At 60.5% G+C, this 14,897-nt stretch carries 14 protein-coding genes and 1 pseudogene; 9 read left to right on the forward strand and 6 right to left on the reverse strand.

The window, feature by feature from the left end:
• Positions 1 to 173 precede the first annotated feature (173 nt).
• Complete coding sequence (locus QFZ94_RS32470; protein WP_124617226.1) at positions 174 to 824, reverse strand: hypothetical protein; 651 nt, start codon at positions 822 to 824, stop codon at positions 174 to 176.
• A 769-nt stretch (positions 825 to 1,593) separates the two neighbouring features.
• On the opposite strand from QFZ94_RS32470, the gene QFZ94_RS32475 reads away from it, so the two are divergent.
• From QFZ94_RS32475 to QFZ94_RS32485, 3 genes are all read left to right on the forward strand, one after another.
• Positions 1,594 to 2,277 (forward strand): transcription elongation protein SprT, encoded by a 684-nt coding sequence (locus tag QFZ94_RS32475; protein WP_429461984.1) that lies wholly within the window; start codon positions 1,594 to 1,596, stop codon positions 2,275 to 2,277.
• Positions 2,278 to 3,267: 990 nt separating this feature from the next.
• Positions 3,268 to 3,546 (forward strand): hypothetical protein, encoded by a 279-nt coding sequence (locus QFZ94_RS32480; RefSeq protein ID WP_429461986.1) that lies wholly within the window; start codon positions 3,268 to 3,270, stop codon positions 3,544 to 3,546.
• Positions 3,497 to 3,832, forward strand: coding sequence for a hypothetical protein (locus tag QFZ94_RS32485; protein WP_429461988.1), 336 nt, complete (start codon positions 3,497 to 3,499; stop codon positions 3,830 to 3,832). Before QFZ94_RS32480 ends, QFZ94_RS32485 begins: the two co-directional genes overlap by 50 nt.
• Positions 3,833 to 3,841: 9 nt before the next feature.
• Here the strand turns inward: QFZ94_RS32485 and QFZ94_RS32490 are convergent, their stop codons facing one another.
• On the reverse strand, positions 3,842 to 4,195 hold the full coding sequence (locus QFZ94_RS32490; protein ID WP_429461990.1) for a hypothetical protein: 354 nt from the start codon (positions 4,193 to 4,195) through the stop codon (positions 3,842 to 3,844).
• Positions 4,182 to 4,910 carry a hypothetical protein gene (locus QFZ94_RS32495; protein WP_429461992.1) on the reverse strand — a complete coding sequence of 243 codons (729 nt, stop codon included), beginning with the start codon at positions 4,908 to 4,910 and terminating at the stop codon, positions 4,182 to 4,184. The genes QFZ94_RS32490 and QFZ94_RS32495 overlap by 14 nt, the downstream gene beginning before the upstream one ends.
• A gap of 1,716 nt (positions 4,911 to 6,626) precedes the next feature.
• Between QFZ94_RS32495 and QFZ94_RS32500 the strand changes: the two genes are divergently transcribed.
• The gene (locus tag QFZ94_RS32500; RefSeq protein ID WP_429461994.1) at positions 6,627 to 8,396 is read left to right on the forward strand and encodes a type IV secretory system conjugative DNA transfer family protein; all 1,770 of its coding nucleotides are present in this window, start codon (positions 6,627 to 6,629) and stop codon (positions 8,394 to 8,396) included.
• Positions 8,397 to 8,504: 108 nt separating this feature from the next.
• Here QFZ94_RS32500 and QFZ94_RS32505 read toward each other — a convergent pair whose 3' ends face one another.
• Positions 8,505 to 8,924 carry a DUF6884 domain-containing protein gene (locus QFZ94_RS32505; protein ID WP_429461996.1) on the reverse strand — a complete coding sequence of 140 codons (420 nt, stop codon included), beginning with the start codon at positions 8,922 to 8,924 and terminating at the stop codon, positions 8,505 to 8,507.
• Positions 8,917 to 9,705 (reverse strand): HNH endonuclease, encoded by a 789-nt coding sequence (locus QFZ94_RS32510; RefSeq protein WP_429461998.1) that lies wholly within the window; start codon positions 9,703 to 9,705, stop codon positions 8,917 to 8,919. The genes QFZ94_RS32505 and QFZ94_RS32510 overlap by 8 nt, the downstream gene beginning before the upstream one ends.
• A 143-nt stretch (positions 9,706 to 9,848) precedes the next feature.
• On the opposite strand from QFZ94_RS32510, the gene QFZ94_RS32515 reads away from it, so the two are divergent.
• Positions 9,849 to 10,280 carry a hypothetical protein gene (locus QFZ94_RS32515; RefSeq protein WP_429462000.1) on the forward strand — a complete coding sequence of 144 codons (432 nt, stop codon included), beginning with the start codon at positions 9,849 to 9,851 and terminating at the stop codon, positions 10,278 to 10,280.
• A gap of 109 nt (positions 10,281 to 10,389) precedes the next feature.
• Here the strand turns inward: QFZ94_RS32515 and QFZ94_RS32520 are convergent, their stop codons facing one another.
• Complete coding sequence (locus tag QFZ94_RS32520) at positions 10,390 to 11,190, reverse strand: DUF3560 domain-containing protein (RefSeq protein ID WP_429462002.1); 801 nt, start codon at positions 11,188 to 11,190, stop codon at positions 10,390 to 10,392.
• 774 nt (positions 11,191 to 11,964) lie between these two features.
• On the opposite strand from QFZ94_RS32520, the gene QFZ94_RS32525 reads away from it, so the two are divergent.
• From QFZ94_RS32525 to QFZ94_RS32540, 4 genes and pseudogenes are all read left to right on the forward strand, one after another.
• Positions 11,965 to 12,279, forward strand: a complete 315-nt coding sequence (locus QFZ94_RS32525) for a HigA family addiction module antitoxin (RefSeq protein ID WP_429462004.1) — start codon at positions 11,965 to 11,967, stop codon at positions 12,277 to 12,279.
• 9 nt (positions 12,280 to 12,288) lie between these two features.
• Positions 12,289 to 14,010, forward strand: a complete 1,722-nt coding sequence (locus QFZ94_RS32530) for an Eco57I restriction-modification methylase domain-containing protein (RefSeq protein WP_429462006.1) — start codon at positions 12,289 to 12,291, stop codon at positions 14,008 to 14,010.
• Positions 14,011 to 14,015: 5 nt separating this feature from the next.
• Complete coding sequence (locus QFZ94_RS32535; protein ID WP_429462008.1) at positions 14,016 to 14,753, forward strand: PaeR7I family type II restriction endonuclease; 738 nt, start codon at positions 14,016 to 14,018, stop codon at positions 14,751 to 14,753.
• A 2-nt stretch (positions 14,754 to 14,755) separates the two neighbouring features.
• Positions 14,756 to 14,881 (forward strand): annotated as a pseudogene (locus QFZ94_RS32540) (AAA family ATPase); the annotation flags it as partial.
• Between the last annotated feature and the right edge of the window lie 16 nt (positions 14,882 to 14,897).

A 14,897-nucleotide genomic window follows, 5' to 3' on the forward strand; every position in this document is an offset into this window, starting at 1 on the left:
GGTACGGGTCGTTTCGGTCAACATGATGAACCTCCTTCAAGGGTATGAAAAAGGCCATCCGGGAGCGTCAAGAGACGCACCACGGATAGCGCAGTGCGTCTCTCGACAATCCAAAGGTAGGACAAAAGGCAGGAATTCTCAAGCCCGATACAGCGGTTTCGGGCTGAGTGTACTTATTGCGCCTCGGTGATTGCCGCCGCGTCGTCCAGCTCGGCCGGCTGGCCGTGCTGCTCAAACGTGGCCGTCAGAATGCCGAAGCTGTGGCGCGCGGCATTGCGCACGGCCGTTGAGGGGCTTTCGAGCGTTGCGCCAAGCAATTCCGCCGTGGAGTTCACGAACCAGATTGGCGACGTGAGCACGCGCCCTGGGAATGCCGTGCTGAGGCCGTCGATAAGCCGCTGCGCGGCTTCCTGCGCGTGCTTGTTCGTTGACCAGGCGGACGGCAGCGCGAGCGCGTTAGGCATCGCCTGCATGTCGAGCGCGACGGCTTCTAGATCTTCCTCGGATGCGCGAAACGGCAGGATGGTGAGGTGTGCCGCATCGGCCATCGCCTTGTCGAACGCGGGACGGTTGCCGCCACCGTCAACGATCAGCCAGCCGTTAAGGTTGCTCTGACTCGCTGTGAGTATCTGGGCCAATGCGTTCGGGTCGCGCCCGTCGAGCACGCCATACGGTCGGCCCTCGGCCTTCACACGGCGATGCGGGTCAGTCAGGACATATGCGGCCGGCTGCTTGCGGAGAATCGCGCCTAGAGCCATCAGGTGCGCGGTCGTGGTTTTGGTCGTGCCGCCCTTCTGCCCGCCGACATAGACGATGTTGCTCATACGCCCCCCTTCTCTAGGACTTCAAGCATGATTTCCTGCGCCGATACCATGCGCCCGGTGTCCCGGCTGCGATCTGCCGCTGCTGCCACGTAACGCGCGAGAAGCGCCCGCGACGGTCGCAACGTCAGTTGCGTCGTGTCGGCCGGCTCCTTCTTCGCCGTGGCCTTGGCCGCCTTTCTCGCCGGTACGGCCGGTGCCGCTGCGCCCTGCCCTGCCCCGCTCGGTGCTGCGGCCGGTGCCGGCACTGGCGCCGCCGCTGCCGCCGCAACCGGCACAAGTGGCGACGCTGCCGCCGCCCCGAGTCGAGCTGCCAAATCAACTACCCCTTTCGGCTGCTTCATTTCATAACCCCATAAAGTTATTGCGTTACGGCGTTATAGAGCCAAAGCGTTACAACCTCATGCGGTTATAGCTTCGATTCGCTACGCCGCGACGTTTTAACGCTACGCGGTTATAGCGTCGTAGCGTTGTGATGCTGTAACGCTATAGCTCTATGACGTTCTGACGTTTCAACCTCTCAACTGCACAACTGCACAACTGCACAACTGCACAACTGCACAACTGCACAACTGCACAACTGCACAACGCTATAACATCATACACCACTAACGCCATAACTGCGCACCCTCTTAACGTTGTAGCTTTACAACCTCATAACGTCGTAACGTTTTGACACAATAAAGTTACGGAGAAAGCACGGGGAGTACGTGTACACGCTCTCCTTTGGACTAAAATAGAAGCGTGTACACGCACTCTCTTGGTGCTGACAGTGAACCATCCGAACCGCGAATCCTGGCTGAACTTCGTTGCCGCGCGCATGGCGCATCTGTTCGAAGAGCTCGACGCCCCGCTGCCCGAGCGCGTGCGTATTGCGATCGGGTTCACGTCCTCCGGTTGGAGAGGGAAGCGCATTGGCGAGTGTTGGGACAATCGTTGCAGCGATGACGGCCACTTCGAAATCTTCATCCGGCCCGACCTCGCCAACTCGCCCGAAGTCATGCCGATGGAAGTTGCCGCGATCCTCGGTCATGAGCTGGTACACGCGGCCGTAGGCATCCCCGCCGGTCACGGCAAAGACTTCCGCCGGGTAGCAAAGGGCATCGGCCTAGAAGGCCCGATGCGCTCGACCACGGCCGGCCCGAAATTCCGCACGGCGCTGGAGCCGATCTTGGCCGAAGCTGGCCCGCTTCCTCATGCCCGCCTGCGCACCCAGGCCGAGCACATCGAGCCGGGTACGGAACCGGGTGACGAAGGCGGCCCGAGCACGACCGCGCCGAAAAAACAGACGCGCCGGCACATCAAATGCCATTGCGCCGAGTGCGGATACACCGCGCGCACGTCGCGTAAGTGGCTTGACCTTGCCGGCCCGCCGCATTGCCCGTTGCACGGCGCAATGGCCGTCGATGAAGGCTCCGACGATGCAACCGATGAGCTGGAAGCCGAAGAAACGTAACTGCGTAACTTCATAACCGCCCCGTGTATAATCCACGGCGCATTGTTTTTGCGGCTTCTCGTTGCCATGGCCGGAAAATAGGCGGCTCCGCCGCAAAATGACGGGCCGGCACCGCTTACGCTGCCCCGGCGGCGGTCAGCAAAGGCAAGTGGTTCACCCGCGCCCGCCCGTGGATGGCTGCGCTCTCCACACCGCAAGGGTGTGGAGAGTCCCGGCCGCTGGCCGGGATACCGCACCCAACGCACCGGCTCCCCGCGAGCTTTTGCCTACGGCGTGACGCGCTACGCGCGCCCAATTGAGATAAAAAAATCTCAACCGAGCGACTGCGGCCGACGCCTGCGGAAAATCGGCGCCGTGAGCTGTTTGCGATGGCGTAGGTAGGCAACCCCCTTAGTCGACGCGCAGAAACGGCACCACGGGCCGCATTTCGCGTCGCAGGCGCATCCGAAACCCCGCCCCCCCCCTTTCTGTAGACAAATCGGCGGCGGTGGAGCGACTAACGGTCAGCCGGGTTGGTCCCCACAGGGACGAGTTGAGCGGGCGGGCCGGCCGTAGGACGGGCCGGGCGCGATTTATCTCGCTCTTAGCCGGTGGCGGGGCTTGCCCCGGCAGCGGCTTAGAGCCTCGGCTCCGCGGGCCTGGGTGAACGGGAGGTGCGCCGGGGCCGTCAAGGCGCGTAGCGCCGTGATTCCCCCGTTTGCGGGTCGGTACGGCCCGTAAACGGGGGCTAGATCAAAGTACCCCGCGAAAAATCGGCCGCGCTAAAGCAGAGTGAGAAGGAACGCCCCGCAAACCCTTGTCGCGCCTAGATCGCACCGACAACTCCAGCACCTCGAAAGACAACTCTGGCCGTTCGAAAGACAACTCCAGCCCCTCAAGAGACAAAAACTGCTTGATTTTTGTCTTTCCCTCGGTCATCCTCTGACGCTGGAAAGACAATTTCGCCGCGAAAAATGTCTGGCGAATAACCGAATCGAGCGAGAGTAGCCCATGTCTGACGAAAAGCCGAACCTCCGATACCTCGAATTCTCGCCCCAGGTGAACCCGCTTCTGGAGCCGCGCCAAATCACGATCAAGCGGCGCTATGTGGATAGCGGCGTGAGGCGCGAGCTGATGGACTCCGATGGAGTCGTACAGGCCGCGACTGTCATTCGCAACATCGAGGAAAAGGACGATGCGGAGTTCGTAAAGGTTTTCGCGGCCGGCGTGTCGGCCAGCTATGACCCTCTCGCGCACCGGCCAGCGTGTCTTTCAAGCTGTCCTCGATGAGTACCAACGCACGCCAATGCAAGGCGGCTTCGCCGATGCCGTGTACCTGAGCTGGTTCGGCGAAGGGCTGTCCGGCCGCGACATTGGCATGAGCGAAAAAACCTTCCAGCGCGGGCTGCGCGAACTGCTCGGCAAGTCGTTCCTCGCGCCCAAGCTGCCAAACGTCTATTGGGTTAATCCTGCCCTGTTTTTCAAGGGCGACCGTGTCATGTTCGTGCGCGAATACCGTCGCCGCAGCGCGCAGACGAAGGCCGTCGATAACGGGCAAGGCAAGCTGGACGTGTGAGCGTGTGGCTCACACGTCTGGCGGTGTCGTGCTGGCTGCCATCGCGTCGAGCTGCTGCCGGCGCGCGTCGATGATCCGCCGTGCGACCTTTTCCATGATTGCCGGGTCGGCGTCGCACACGTCGATCATGGCGCTAATCAGCTCCGGCAAGTCGAGCTGCGGGCGCAACAGCGGATACGCCTTCAGGTGCTTTTTCGCGCGGCGAAAACTGTCCTCGAACACGAGGATAGCCTTTACACCGGGCGTCGGCTCCTTTTTCTTCGGCACGATCTTGCGCACGCCGAATGCCTCGGTTTCATCCTCGGCCAGCCATTGGTCGGCCGTGAACGACACCACGCGGTCTTGCTTCTCAATCTCGCTCATCCGTCACCTCCGGTTTGCGGCTCGCAGCAGCGGCAAGCCAGTCTTCCAAAGTGAAGTCCTCGTCGGCCATCCGCCGCACGTAGGGTAGGGCGCCAGGAAGGGGCAACGCCTCGGCCTTCCGGCCTGACCGCACCCACTCGCCCGTGAGGAACGCCACGAGCTTTCCGACCTGATAGCGGGTCGTGTGAAAACCAGGCGTCTGATACAGCGAGCGCACCAGCACCGGCACCAGCTCATCGGCGCGCTTCGCGCGGACGGTGGAACGGATCTGAAATCGCCAGGCGCGCTCTGTCTCGGTCGTCATGCGCCAAGTCAGGCGAACGCCGCCGCCGGCGGCCTTCGAGTGAGGCAGCTTCAACAGCTCATAACCTGTGACGTGAACACGCTCTCCCGCCTCTAGCGCGTCGTGGAGCTTTTCGAGCGTATGCGCGTCGTGCTGACCGTCCGTAACCATCAGGAACCAATGCAGCGTGCCGCCGTTGCGTTCAAGGTCGGCAAGGATCAGCCGCGCGTTGGCCTTCCCAAGGCTCTTGCGATAGGCGCGCTGGTTCTGGTTCACGAACACGTCATAGCGCGTCGAAAACTTTGCGCAAAGCGCCTCGGCGCGCTCGGCCGGCACGGTGCCGGCCGTGTGGTGCCGGTAGCCGTGCCGAACGAGGTCTAGCAGCCGTTGCATCAACAACGTCTTGTATCGAATAACGCTCGGTTCATTCATGGTTATGCATTTTGCCTGGGAGGCCGAAATATGCTCAACGCATAGGATTGAATCGATCCATTCATTGATAATGCGAAGCCTTGCTGCAAAAGGCTTTCCAGTTATCCAGGATGCTTCGCATTCCCGGCTAATTATAGGAGATTCCGCACGCGAAGCGTGCTTTCTTCATACGTTGCCACTACACTCAATTCGCTGACCGCCAAAAGCGGCCTCTGCGCGCAAGCATCACTCTGCGTCGCCGGGGCCGCCACAAGCGGGCCAGCGACGCAGCACCAGGGCAACCAACCCTTGCATTACCCGTTGCCCGAAGTGGTGTATCGCGCGAGCGATTACACGGATCAGGGGCAGCCTCCATCGCAGTAAGTAGTCCGGGGGCTGACCACCCCTGGATTCCATCACTTCACGCGAGCCGCAAGGCTCAAGGCACGGCTACCAACCGTGCCGAGTGTGCTGAAGTCGTATGCGCGTAATGGCGCTGGTACGACTACGACGAGCGCTGGGCGGTGTAAATCCGCCCTTCGACTCAATCCCCGCGAAGCATTGGGGCGAGGTTGGGCGACACGGAAACGGGCATAGCGAGGAAATGCGCTACTGCCCTGTGCAACGTGAAAACGGGAGATGGCTTAGGCCGTCGCTAGCACCGTCTAGGGGCTGCGGGAAACCGTAGAACCTATGCCACACACGTAGGCTGCTGAGGCGTTCCGAAAGGGCGCAGGCGTGCAAGGGGAAACCTGGCGCACGCGGCACCTACCGGCGCAAGCTGGTGGGGTCGTTGTATAGCTTAAGCGTGTAAATGCGGCCGCAGAGGTCGCTATGTGGTGGGGCATCAAGCCTGTCTGAAGACGAAGCCGTTGACGGCACAACAGGTAAGCGAGCCGCTTTGGAATCTCGGGCCGCTGAAAACCTAAAGGGTGAGAGGGAACACCTCACTGTTGTTGCTTGAGGCGCAGGCGTGGTGCTCTGGCGCGCAGTTTGGCGTCAGTAACGTTGCACTAACGTGGGAATCCCTAAGGCCGATACCGGGCTGGTAACCCGGTGGCTATGGGAGGGAGAGTGGATCAGTAGGGCCGCACGGCGCAAGCCGTGTAGCTATCCGTCGCGATTCGTCCGAAGCGCGGATAGCAGGCGAAAGCCTGTCTGAAAGTTCACGGCACACGTAAGCGTGAAGATGCGGGGTGGTTCCCGCAGTGGAGTGTTGGAACGGGCGCGGCTGGTACCCGCGCCCGTCTCGGGATTGGTCTCCTGAGGTGTCCAACGTGTAATTAACCCTTGAAAAAGGAGCTTGTCGTGGAAGCAAATCGCAGTGCAGTTGCCGATCGTGTCGGTCGGAGTCAACCCGGCAGCCATCAGGCCGGTGGCGTCAACAAGTCGCGTACTTCGGTGCGTGCAAGTCAACCCGGCAGCCGTCAGGCCGGTGGTCAGTGCGGCCCTTTTTGGGTCGGTGGCAACCAGGGAACCGGCGCTATCGCGTCGTGCTCGCTGTGGCAAACCGGGGTTTGAACCTGGCACGTCAAACGACAAACAGGCCAAAAGCCTGCGTCAGTAGCGTCAACGTTGATGGCGTGGGAAGCCCTCAATCGCTGTACGGCCGCAGACCGTTTCTGCTCGGCAGGGTGGTGCGCCTTTTTAGGCAATCCGTTCGTGCTTCGGCACATGCCGACCCACAACCGGAGAGACGAAAGTCTCTCCGGTTCCTCCTAACTCTTGGAGAACGCCGTGTCGTTACCTAACGCATACGCCTTTCAAACCGCGCAATCGACCGTGCTTTCGGCGGTCGTCCATGCGGTGCAATGGGCTAGTCCGTGGTATTGGATCGTGCTGGCAATCCCGCTGTTCGTGGTATCGGTGTTGCATCCGGTGCCGTGGCGCTTGCCGTCCAACGATGCATTATTCCGCGACTGGCTGGCGTTTATCGGCAGGCGGGCTTCTGTTATCGCGCTGTATGTGTGGCTCTTGTTCGTGCCGCTCGTTGCGTTCTTGCTCTACGTCGCAATGTCCGGCTTCGGGTTCGCGACGGCCGCCGCGAACTTCGGCGGCGAGCTGTGCGCGCAGCTCGGGCAGTATTGGCCGATCATCTTTGCGGCCATTCTCTACGGCGCTGTGCTGCGGTTCGTGTGGGATCGCTATGCTGCGCCTCGGCTCTCGGCCTACTGGCGCGCGGCGCGCGTCACGCAGGAAACTGACAAGCTCGTTGATGCACGCGAGGAAGTCGCGACGCTCAAGGCCAAGGCTTTTCAGCCGGAAGAATTCTTTGCCGATAGCAAGGTCTTTTACGGTCTGGACGAGAAAAACGAGCCGATTTACTTCGACCTGAAAGAGTTTTTCACGACTCATCACGCGATCCTCGGGCCGACCTCATACGGCAAGGGCATCGTCCTGCAAAGCGTCTTCAAACAGTGCATTCGCGTCGGCTTGGGCGTGTTCTACGTCGATCCGAAAGGCGATGACTGGCTCCCGTATCTGCTGCAAAACGAAGCGAAGGCGGCGGGCCGCCGCTTCGTGTATCTCGATCTGAATCCGGGCGGCAAGGGCGTGTGGCATCCGTTCCTCGGCGGCGACTTCCGGCAGCGGCGCACGCGCATCGTGCGTGCGTTCAATCTCGAATCGCACGGCACCGATGCGGACGTGTACAAGGCGAAAGAGCGCGCGCTGCTCGATGACGCGCTCGAAAATACGGACGGCACGATCAAATCGCTGCTGGCCTACGTCAAGGATCACGGCTCGTCCGGCGACCGGGATCTGTCAACGCTGCGCGACTCGCTGCGCGAGTGGTCGCGCGTCGAAACCTTCGCGCAGACTGTGAAGCGCAAGGGTCACTCGATTGAACAGTGCTTGATAAATAACGCCGTGGTGTACGTGCGCGGCGATCTGGCCGACCCGGTGGTAAAGGCCGCGACGAAGGCTTATATCTCCGAGCTGACGGCCGAAATCAAGCGCCTGAATCGCACGCGCCCGGCCCATGTCACGGTCGGCATTGACGAACTCAAGTTCTTGGCGTGCGCGGAAATCAATGACGCGCTCGCCACGATCCGGCAATACCGATGCAATCTGCTGCTCGCCGCGCAGTCGATTGCCAACCTTGAAGCGCCGGACGATAAGCGCCTCGATGGCAAGGCACTGGCCCGCGAATTTGAGGTCAACACGCCTATCAAATTCGTGTACCGTGCGGCCGACGAGCGCACGGCGGAATGGGCTGAAAAGCTCTCGGCGGGCCAGTGGCTGAACGTGGTGCAGCGCGAATCGACCAAGACGAACGCGCACGGCGGCGAGCAGTGGGAAGGGCATCGCATGGTCGGCAAACAGGAAGCGCCGATCATCTCGCAAAGCACGCTGCTGCACCTGCCCGCGCGCATCGCCATCGCGTACATGCCCGGCCGTATCGCCTCGAAGCTGTACACCAGCCCGACGCAGATTAACCGCGACTTTGCATCGTGGGAGGCTGGCCCCGCCGGCGCCGAACAAGCGGCCGAAGTCGCGCCGACATAGTCGGGGAGCCACCAAGAAAGAGATTTTTTGTACGCCAAGCTCCCAGGGTGCGCATTGCGAGCGCCGCTGATTGACCCCGGATCTTCGATCGGACGCGCCGGCTCAGGCTCAGTTATCTAGCAGCCAACGCTGCTGTTCGCCGATCCTTAGTCCGTCCATGGGCACCTCGGTCGTGAACCGCTCGCTCAGGTAGTCCATCAAAAACTCGCGATACCGGTTCCCGGCCAGTACAACGCAGCGACCGCCCGCCGGAATCTCTGCGTCCATCTGCTGCTGCACGCGATGAGCCCATGCGCGCCGGTCAGCCACCTTCATGCCGTTGAGCGTCTGATCGTAGGGCTTGACGTGCTGGTCCGGGGCCACGAGTCCGTACTTGGCCGAGAGGATGAACCACACTCCCTGCTGCCGCTCAACGTATCGGCGTGCAAGTCGAAATAGCGTAGAGTCGTAGAGATCCTTCGCGAGGGCCGCGCGGTCGAGCTTCTTGCCTACGCACGACACGAGATACACGGTTGAGGTATCAGCCATTGCCTCTCCTACCGAGGTCATCGCTTTTTTTGAACACGTGCTGCCGGTGCGCGGCGAGATACGCTGCAAGTTCCTTCGACGGCGTTTTCGAGAGCGCCCGGGGTGCGTCGGACAGTAGCAGCGCTTGCTGGTTCTCGTCGATGTGTACTGAGATCTCCATGCGGCCGCTCGCGTCGAAGGTGATTAGCCCCGCATCGAAGAGGGCATCGAGCGTCGCGACGAGTGGCAACCCGTTGTCGGGGTCGAGCCGCTCGCTGTCGCTGCAATGCCGCCATGGTTTTGCGTGGGAAGCTCGCACGACCTGGGGCACTTCGCAGCCCGTGACAGCGCACCGGTACTCCCAGCGGGCGAGAAGCTCCCGCCTATATCGCCCTTGCCCGAGGCGGGCCTTCACGAGCGCCTCGCGCGTCGTTGGGCTATCTGCGTGGTGTTCTTCAATTGCGCGCAGGTCGGCTTCGATCTGCGCGGCGGACTCCGTTGGGGCTTCGCTCTGGGCGGCCGCCCCGGCATCCACCTTCGGCACGATGGGGAACCCGAGGGCTTTCAGGGCCTTATGCCAGCGGCCGTTCCACGCCCCTGTAAAGTCCGATGGCCGCGGTCGTGGCGCGCCCGCACACTCGCACGCGATCGCCGCGATGGCTTTCGGTGGATACGGCCGGCCCTCGATCAGGATGTCGTATCGCGTGCTTTCCCCGAATCCGCCGTAGCCCGGCTCCGCGCGCCAGCGCGCCGCTGCCTCGACTACATGTTCTTTCTCGACTTCGTCGATGTTGATCGCCACCCCGATGTCTCCCGCTATCGCTGATTTCTCGCCGCTGCCTCATAAGCCCGCGTGCACGTTGACAATGCCGGCAAATGCCGGCATTGTGCTCCTATTGCCGGCATTTGCCGGCGCAGCATCTTTATCCTCTACGACGAACCTATATGCAAGCGGACTACAAACCAACGTTGCGTTTTGACGCTATTGAGACCAGACGAATTAATTCCTCGGCCGAAAAAGCCGGACTGAAACCTGCCGAATGGATGCGAAGGCTGATCCTTGATAACGCACCGCCTCTTACCATCGCCGAGCCATTGTCGGTACGCGTTTCCGGGTTTGAAGAACGGTTTGGCTGGAACTTGATTCATTACACTGATGCAGTGGCTCATGCGGAAACCACCAAAGAATACGGCGACGTTGGAGAAATTGCGGAATACATGGAACCCTACACCACTATTCAGGATGGAGAACGGTGGATTGACGGCGAAAAACTCCCAAGCGTACCAGCGAACGATGTGACCAGTATTAAGGCCAGGGCTGTCGATCTTTGCCGAGCGATCAACCTAGCGTACATACGCGCGGAACTCGCAAAATAGGGATGGCGACGTCGCGCGCGCCGAAGAACGCCCCGCCGTTGAGCACGCATCTGCATGGTTTCGTCCCGTCGGTTGCGGCCCGCCGTGGCGGGCCGGATAGGGGCGGCGGTTACTCGCCGGTCAGCAGCTCATCAAGCTGCGGGCGAAGCCATTTCGCGGTGTTGATGGCGTTGGCGGTGAGCTTGCGCACGTAAGCCGACTTGCCGACTGGCGACCGGCTCGGGCTGAACACGAAGGCGTTGCGCTTCATCAGGTCGCGCACTTCCTTGGCGGGCTTGGCATCGAACAGGAACACGGCGCGGTTGTCCTCGGTGTCCTCCCGATACGTGTAGCCGTGGCCTTCTTCCTCGCGGTCGGTCCGCTCGGCGATCTTCTTCAGTGACTCGATGCGGTCGCGCACGCGGCGGATATTCGCGCCGCTGTTGGTGATTTCATACGAGGCGAAGCCAACGCGGCCGGCGAAGTCAGGGCAGAAAAGCGCGTCGATGGCCGCCGCCGTGTAGCCCATGCGCTCAAGCCCTGCGCGATCCTCGCGGCGAATCAGGGCATTCGTGCGCTTCATCTTTTCGTGCCGCGTCTCCAGCTCGGCCAGCTTGGCCGTGAGCTTCGGGATGGCGTCGGGATCGTCGCCGGATACGCCGCCCTTGCCGACAGCTTCCGCGCGCCGGTCGAGCTCGGCCGCCGTGTCGTGCAACTCGAAGGCTTTCCCAAACGTTGCGTGTACACGCGCTCGATAGCGACGGTCGCGGCCCTCTGAGTGGTGGCCCTTCAAGATGGGCTGACCGAAGGGAATCGCCGAAGCCATCGTTTCAGCGCGGGTGTACAGCATCGTTGCCGCCGAACGCGCGTGCGCTGCACGGGCGGCCAGGCGAGCGCGGCGGGCTTCCAGCTTCGCTTCGTACTTGTTCATCGTCTTTCTCCTGTAAGCTGTGGCGGGCGTTTTCGCCCGCCTTGGGTGGGCTGCCGCGCTTAACACCAAACGACGTGGCCGTAATCAACGGTTCGGCGGTACACGTTGCGATCATTCCAAGGCGTGTACGTGTATTCCATGTATGCATTTGTAAGGATTACTAACCAATGATTCAACCGAAGTGCGCTCATTTCGACCTCCATCGAAAAGGGGTTCGCTTTTACTGCTGACCGGCTCCCAAGATTCCCGTCCCCTCTGTGACGGGTTCAGCGAGGCTGTGAGTGGTGATTGCCTTGCCGCCGTTTTCCCTGAGTTCGCCGTCCCGCGACGGATTTAGCCGGCCCGCTGCGGCTGTCAAGGGTGAAACCGGAGGCCGCATGCCCGCGCAGCGAAGCGAGCAGGAACGGGCGAGGATTTCAGCGCGCTCCGCGCGCGGCCCTTGATGGCCGTAGCGGGTTGGCTATGGTCGCGTGACTGGACGGCGAATCAGGGGAAACGGCCACAGGCGTATAGCGGAGCCGAGATGAACGCCGCGCGGCGAGCGCCTATGTGCGGCCGATCGGCCGCACCTGACCAGGTGGTTGCGTTAGTGATTGAAGCCCGCAGGGTCGAGACTCGGAACGAGGCTCGACGCGCAGCGCAAAAGCCCGGTCCGAAGCAAAGCGCAGAGAAACCGCGCCGGCACCACTGGCCGCTCGACACGGTGCATACCCTCTCGAGTCAAGTGACAAGCGACACTTGACAGTCGCTAGCAGAGCGGATAAGGTGTCCCTCATGTCTGATGCCGATTGTCTTCACCCCGGACTGATCGTCCGCCAGTGCCTCGCGCGGTCTGACCTCACGGTCACCGATGGCGCTCGCATTCTTGGCGTAAGCCGGCAAGCGCTCACGAATGTTTTGTCTGGTAAAGCAGGTATTTCGCCTGAAATGGCCATCCGCCTTGATCTGGCATTTGGTGGAAAAGCAGAAACATGGCTTCAGCGCCAGCTTCTGTACGACCTGGCAGAAGCCCGGAAACGACTGGCGAAAATTAACGTTTTGCCTGTCACATCCTATTCACGCCCCGAAATTCAACCCCCGCTTTTCTGAGTCGACTCTATGCAAGAAGCCGTTGTCCTCCGTCAACCTTCATTTCCTGAACTCTGCCCGATAACGGCAGCGCTCGAAGTGCTGGCTGAGGCTGAAAACATTGAAGAGCGTGGGGCAGTTTTTACTCGCCGGGAGGTGGTCGACTTTATCCTCGACCTTGTTGGATACACCGAAGAGCAGCCGCTCCCGCTTCGTCGCCTCCTCGAGCCATCGTTCGGGAATGGCGATTTTCTGTTGCCGGCAATCGCGCGACTGCTTGCCGCATGGAAGACTTCCGGTGAGAGCGCAGACCCGGTTAAGGAGCTTTGCGATTGCATTCGTGCCGTCGAACTACACCGGGAAACCTTCGCATTGACGCAAGGACGCGTGATCGCTCTCTTGCGTGATCACGGCCTGAGCGCGAAAGATGCCGAGGCGTTGGCAGATCAATGGCTCATTCATGGCGACTTCTTGCTGGTGGCTCTACCGGATGGGTTTGATACCGTCGTTGGCAATCCCCCCTATGTTCGTCAGGAGTTGATTCCCGATGTTCTGCTGGAGGAGTACCGCTCCCGGTACCGCACGATTTACGATCGTGCTGACCTCTACATTCCGTTTATCGAACGATCCCTCTTGAGTCTGTCGGCTGGTGGTCAGCTCGGTTTCATATGCGCCGATCGCTGGATGAAAAACCGCTACGGTGGGCCGCTCCGAGAGCTGGTAGGGAAGTCTTTCCACCTCAAGTTTTACATAGACATGGTTGACACACCGGCTTTTCACTCGGATGTGATCGCCTACCCGGCAATCACGGTCATCAGCAGGGAAAAGCCCGCCTCGACGCGTGTCGCATTCCGCCCTGACCTTGATCCGAAAACCCTGTCCGCGTTGACGTCTCAGCTTCACGCAAAAAGGCTGGGGAAAAGCGGCGCGGAAGTTCGCGAGGTTACCGGCGTGATCGGCGGGTCGGAGCCGTGGATCTTTGAATCCAACAGCCAGATTGCGCTTGTTCGCCGTCTGGAAGCTGCGTTTCCGCTGCTAGAGGAAGCGCAATGCAAAGTGGGTATTGGGGTGGCAACAGGCGCTGACAAAGCCTTCATCGGTCCGTTCAACGAACTCGATGTCGAGCCCGATCGCAAACTGCCGCTCGTGATGACACGCGATATTCTTGATGGCACGGTTGAATGGCGCGGTCTTGGTGTCATCAATCCTTTCGCGGAGGGTGGTGGACTTGTCGATCTGCGGGACTACCCCAAACTAAAGCGATATCTGGAAAAACGCAAAAGCGAGATCTCGGGTCGCCATTGCGCCAAGAAGGCGCCGGCAAACTGGTATCGCACAATTGACCGCATCACGCCGTCACTGTCCACAAAACCGAAGCTGCTTATCCCGGATATCAAGGGCGAAGCCCACATTGTGTACGAGGAAGGACGCCTGTATCCGCATCACAATCTGTACTTCATCACATCTGAGGAGTGGGATCTGAGAGCGCTGCAGGCGGTCTTGCTCTCAGGCATTGCAAGGTTGTTCGTTTCGACATATTCGACAAAGATGCGCGGTGGCTATCTGCGTTTCCAGGCTCAGTACCTCAGGCGTATTCGCGTCCCACAATGGAAATCGGTCTCGGCAAAGTTGCGCCGGGATCTCATAGAGGCTGCCGAAAATCAGGACCTGGCAGCATGCAACCGCGCCGTCTCTACCCTCTACGGGCTAACTCAGGAAGAGGAGGCGGTGCTTGAAAAATCCGGGGAATAATAAGAATGGCACTTGAACTCGTTGACTATGAGCGGAAGGCCCGCGACGCCGTAATGGCCTTTTGGGGCAATCGAGAGAAGGCGAAGCAAAAGCAGATCGAAGCGGGAACCGTAGACCAGGGCGAGCGAGCCGGAGTTACAGGCGGCAAGAACATGGACGGCTTCATTGCCCTCGTCATTGACCTCATCAAAGCTAACGGCCTGGCACATGCATCCATTCACCAGAAGCGCGCGCTTCTTACGCTGCCAGGGTATTTCCGGCCGACCAAGCTTTGGGACCTTCTGGTCATTCACCGAGGCCAACTCATCGCCGCGATCGAGCTGAAAAGCCAAGTCGGACCCTCGTTCGGCAACAATTTCAACAATCGAACTGAGGAAGCAATCGGCACGGCGCATGATCTATGGACCGCATATCGTGAAGATGCTTTCGGAAAACACCCTCGTCCGTTTGTCGGGTGGCTGATGATGGTCGAAGACGAGCCCCGATCATCTGCGCCGGTCCGTGACGCCTCGCCGCATTTTCCTGTGTTTCCCGAGTTTCAGGGTGCGTCATATCAAAAACGGTACGACATCCTGTGTCAGCGGCTCGTAAAGGAGCAGCTTTACACGAGTGCGTCCGTCATAACGTCGCCTCGTACGGCATCCGATTCTGGCGACTATGCCGATCTTTCCGAGATGACGAGCCTCAAAACGTTCGTCACTTCGCTCGCAGGCCATATCGCTTCCGAAGCGGCACGGGGGTAGACATGAAGGCAACCAGGTTCAGGGTCCAGAATTTCCGAAACATTGACGATAGTGGGTGGGTCCCGCTTGATCAGGTAACCGCTTTTGTCGGGCGCAATGAATCGGGAAAGACGACGCTGTTAAGGGCCTTTCACAAATTCAATC

It is taken from the genome of Paraburkholderia sp. JPY465, from assembly GCF_050436725.1.
GTDB classification, from domain to species: domain Bacteria; phylum Pseudomonadota; class Gammaproteobacteria; order Burkholderiales; family Burkholderiaceae; genus Paraburkholderia; species Paraburkholderia youngii.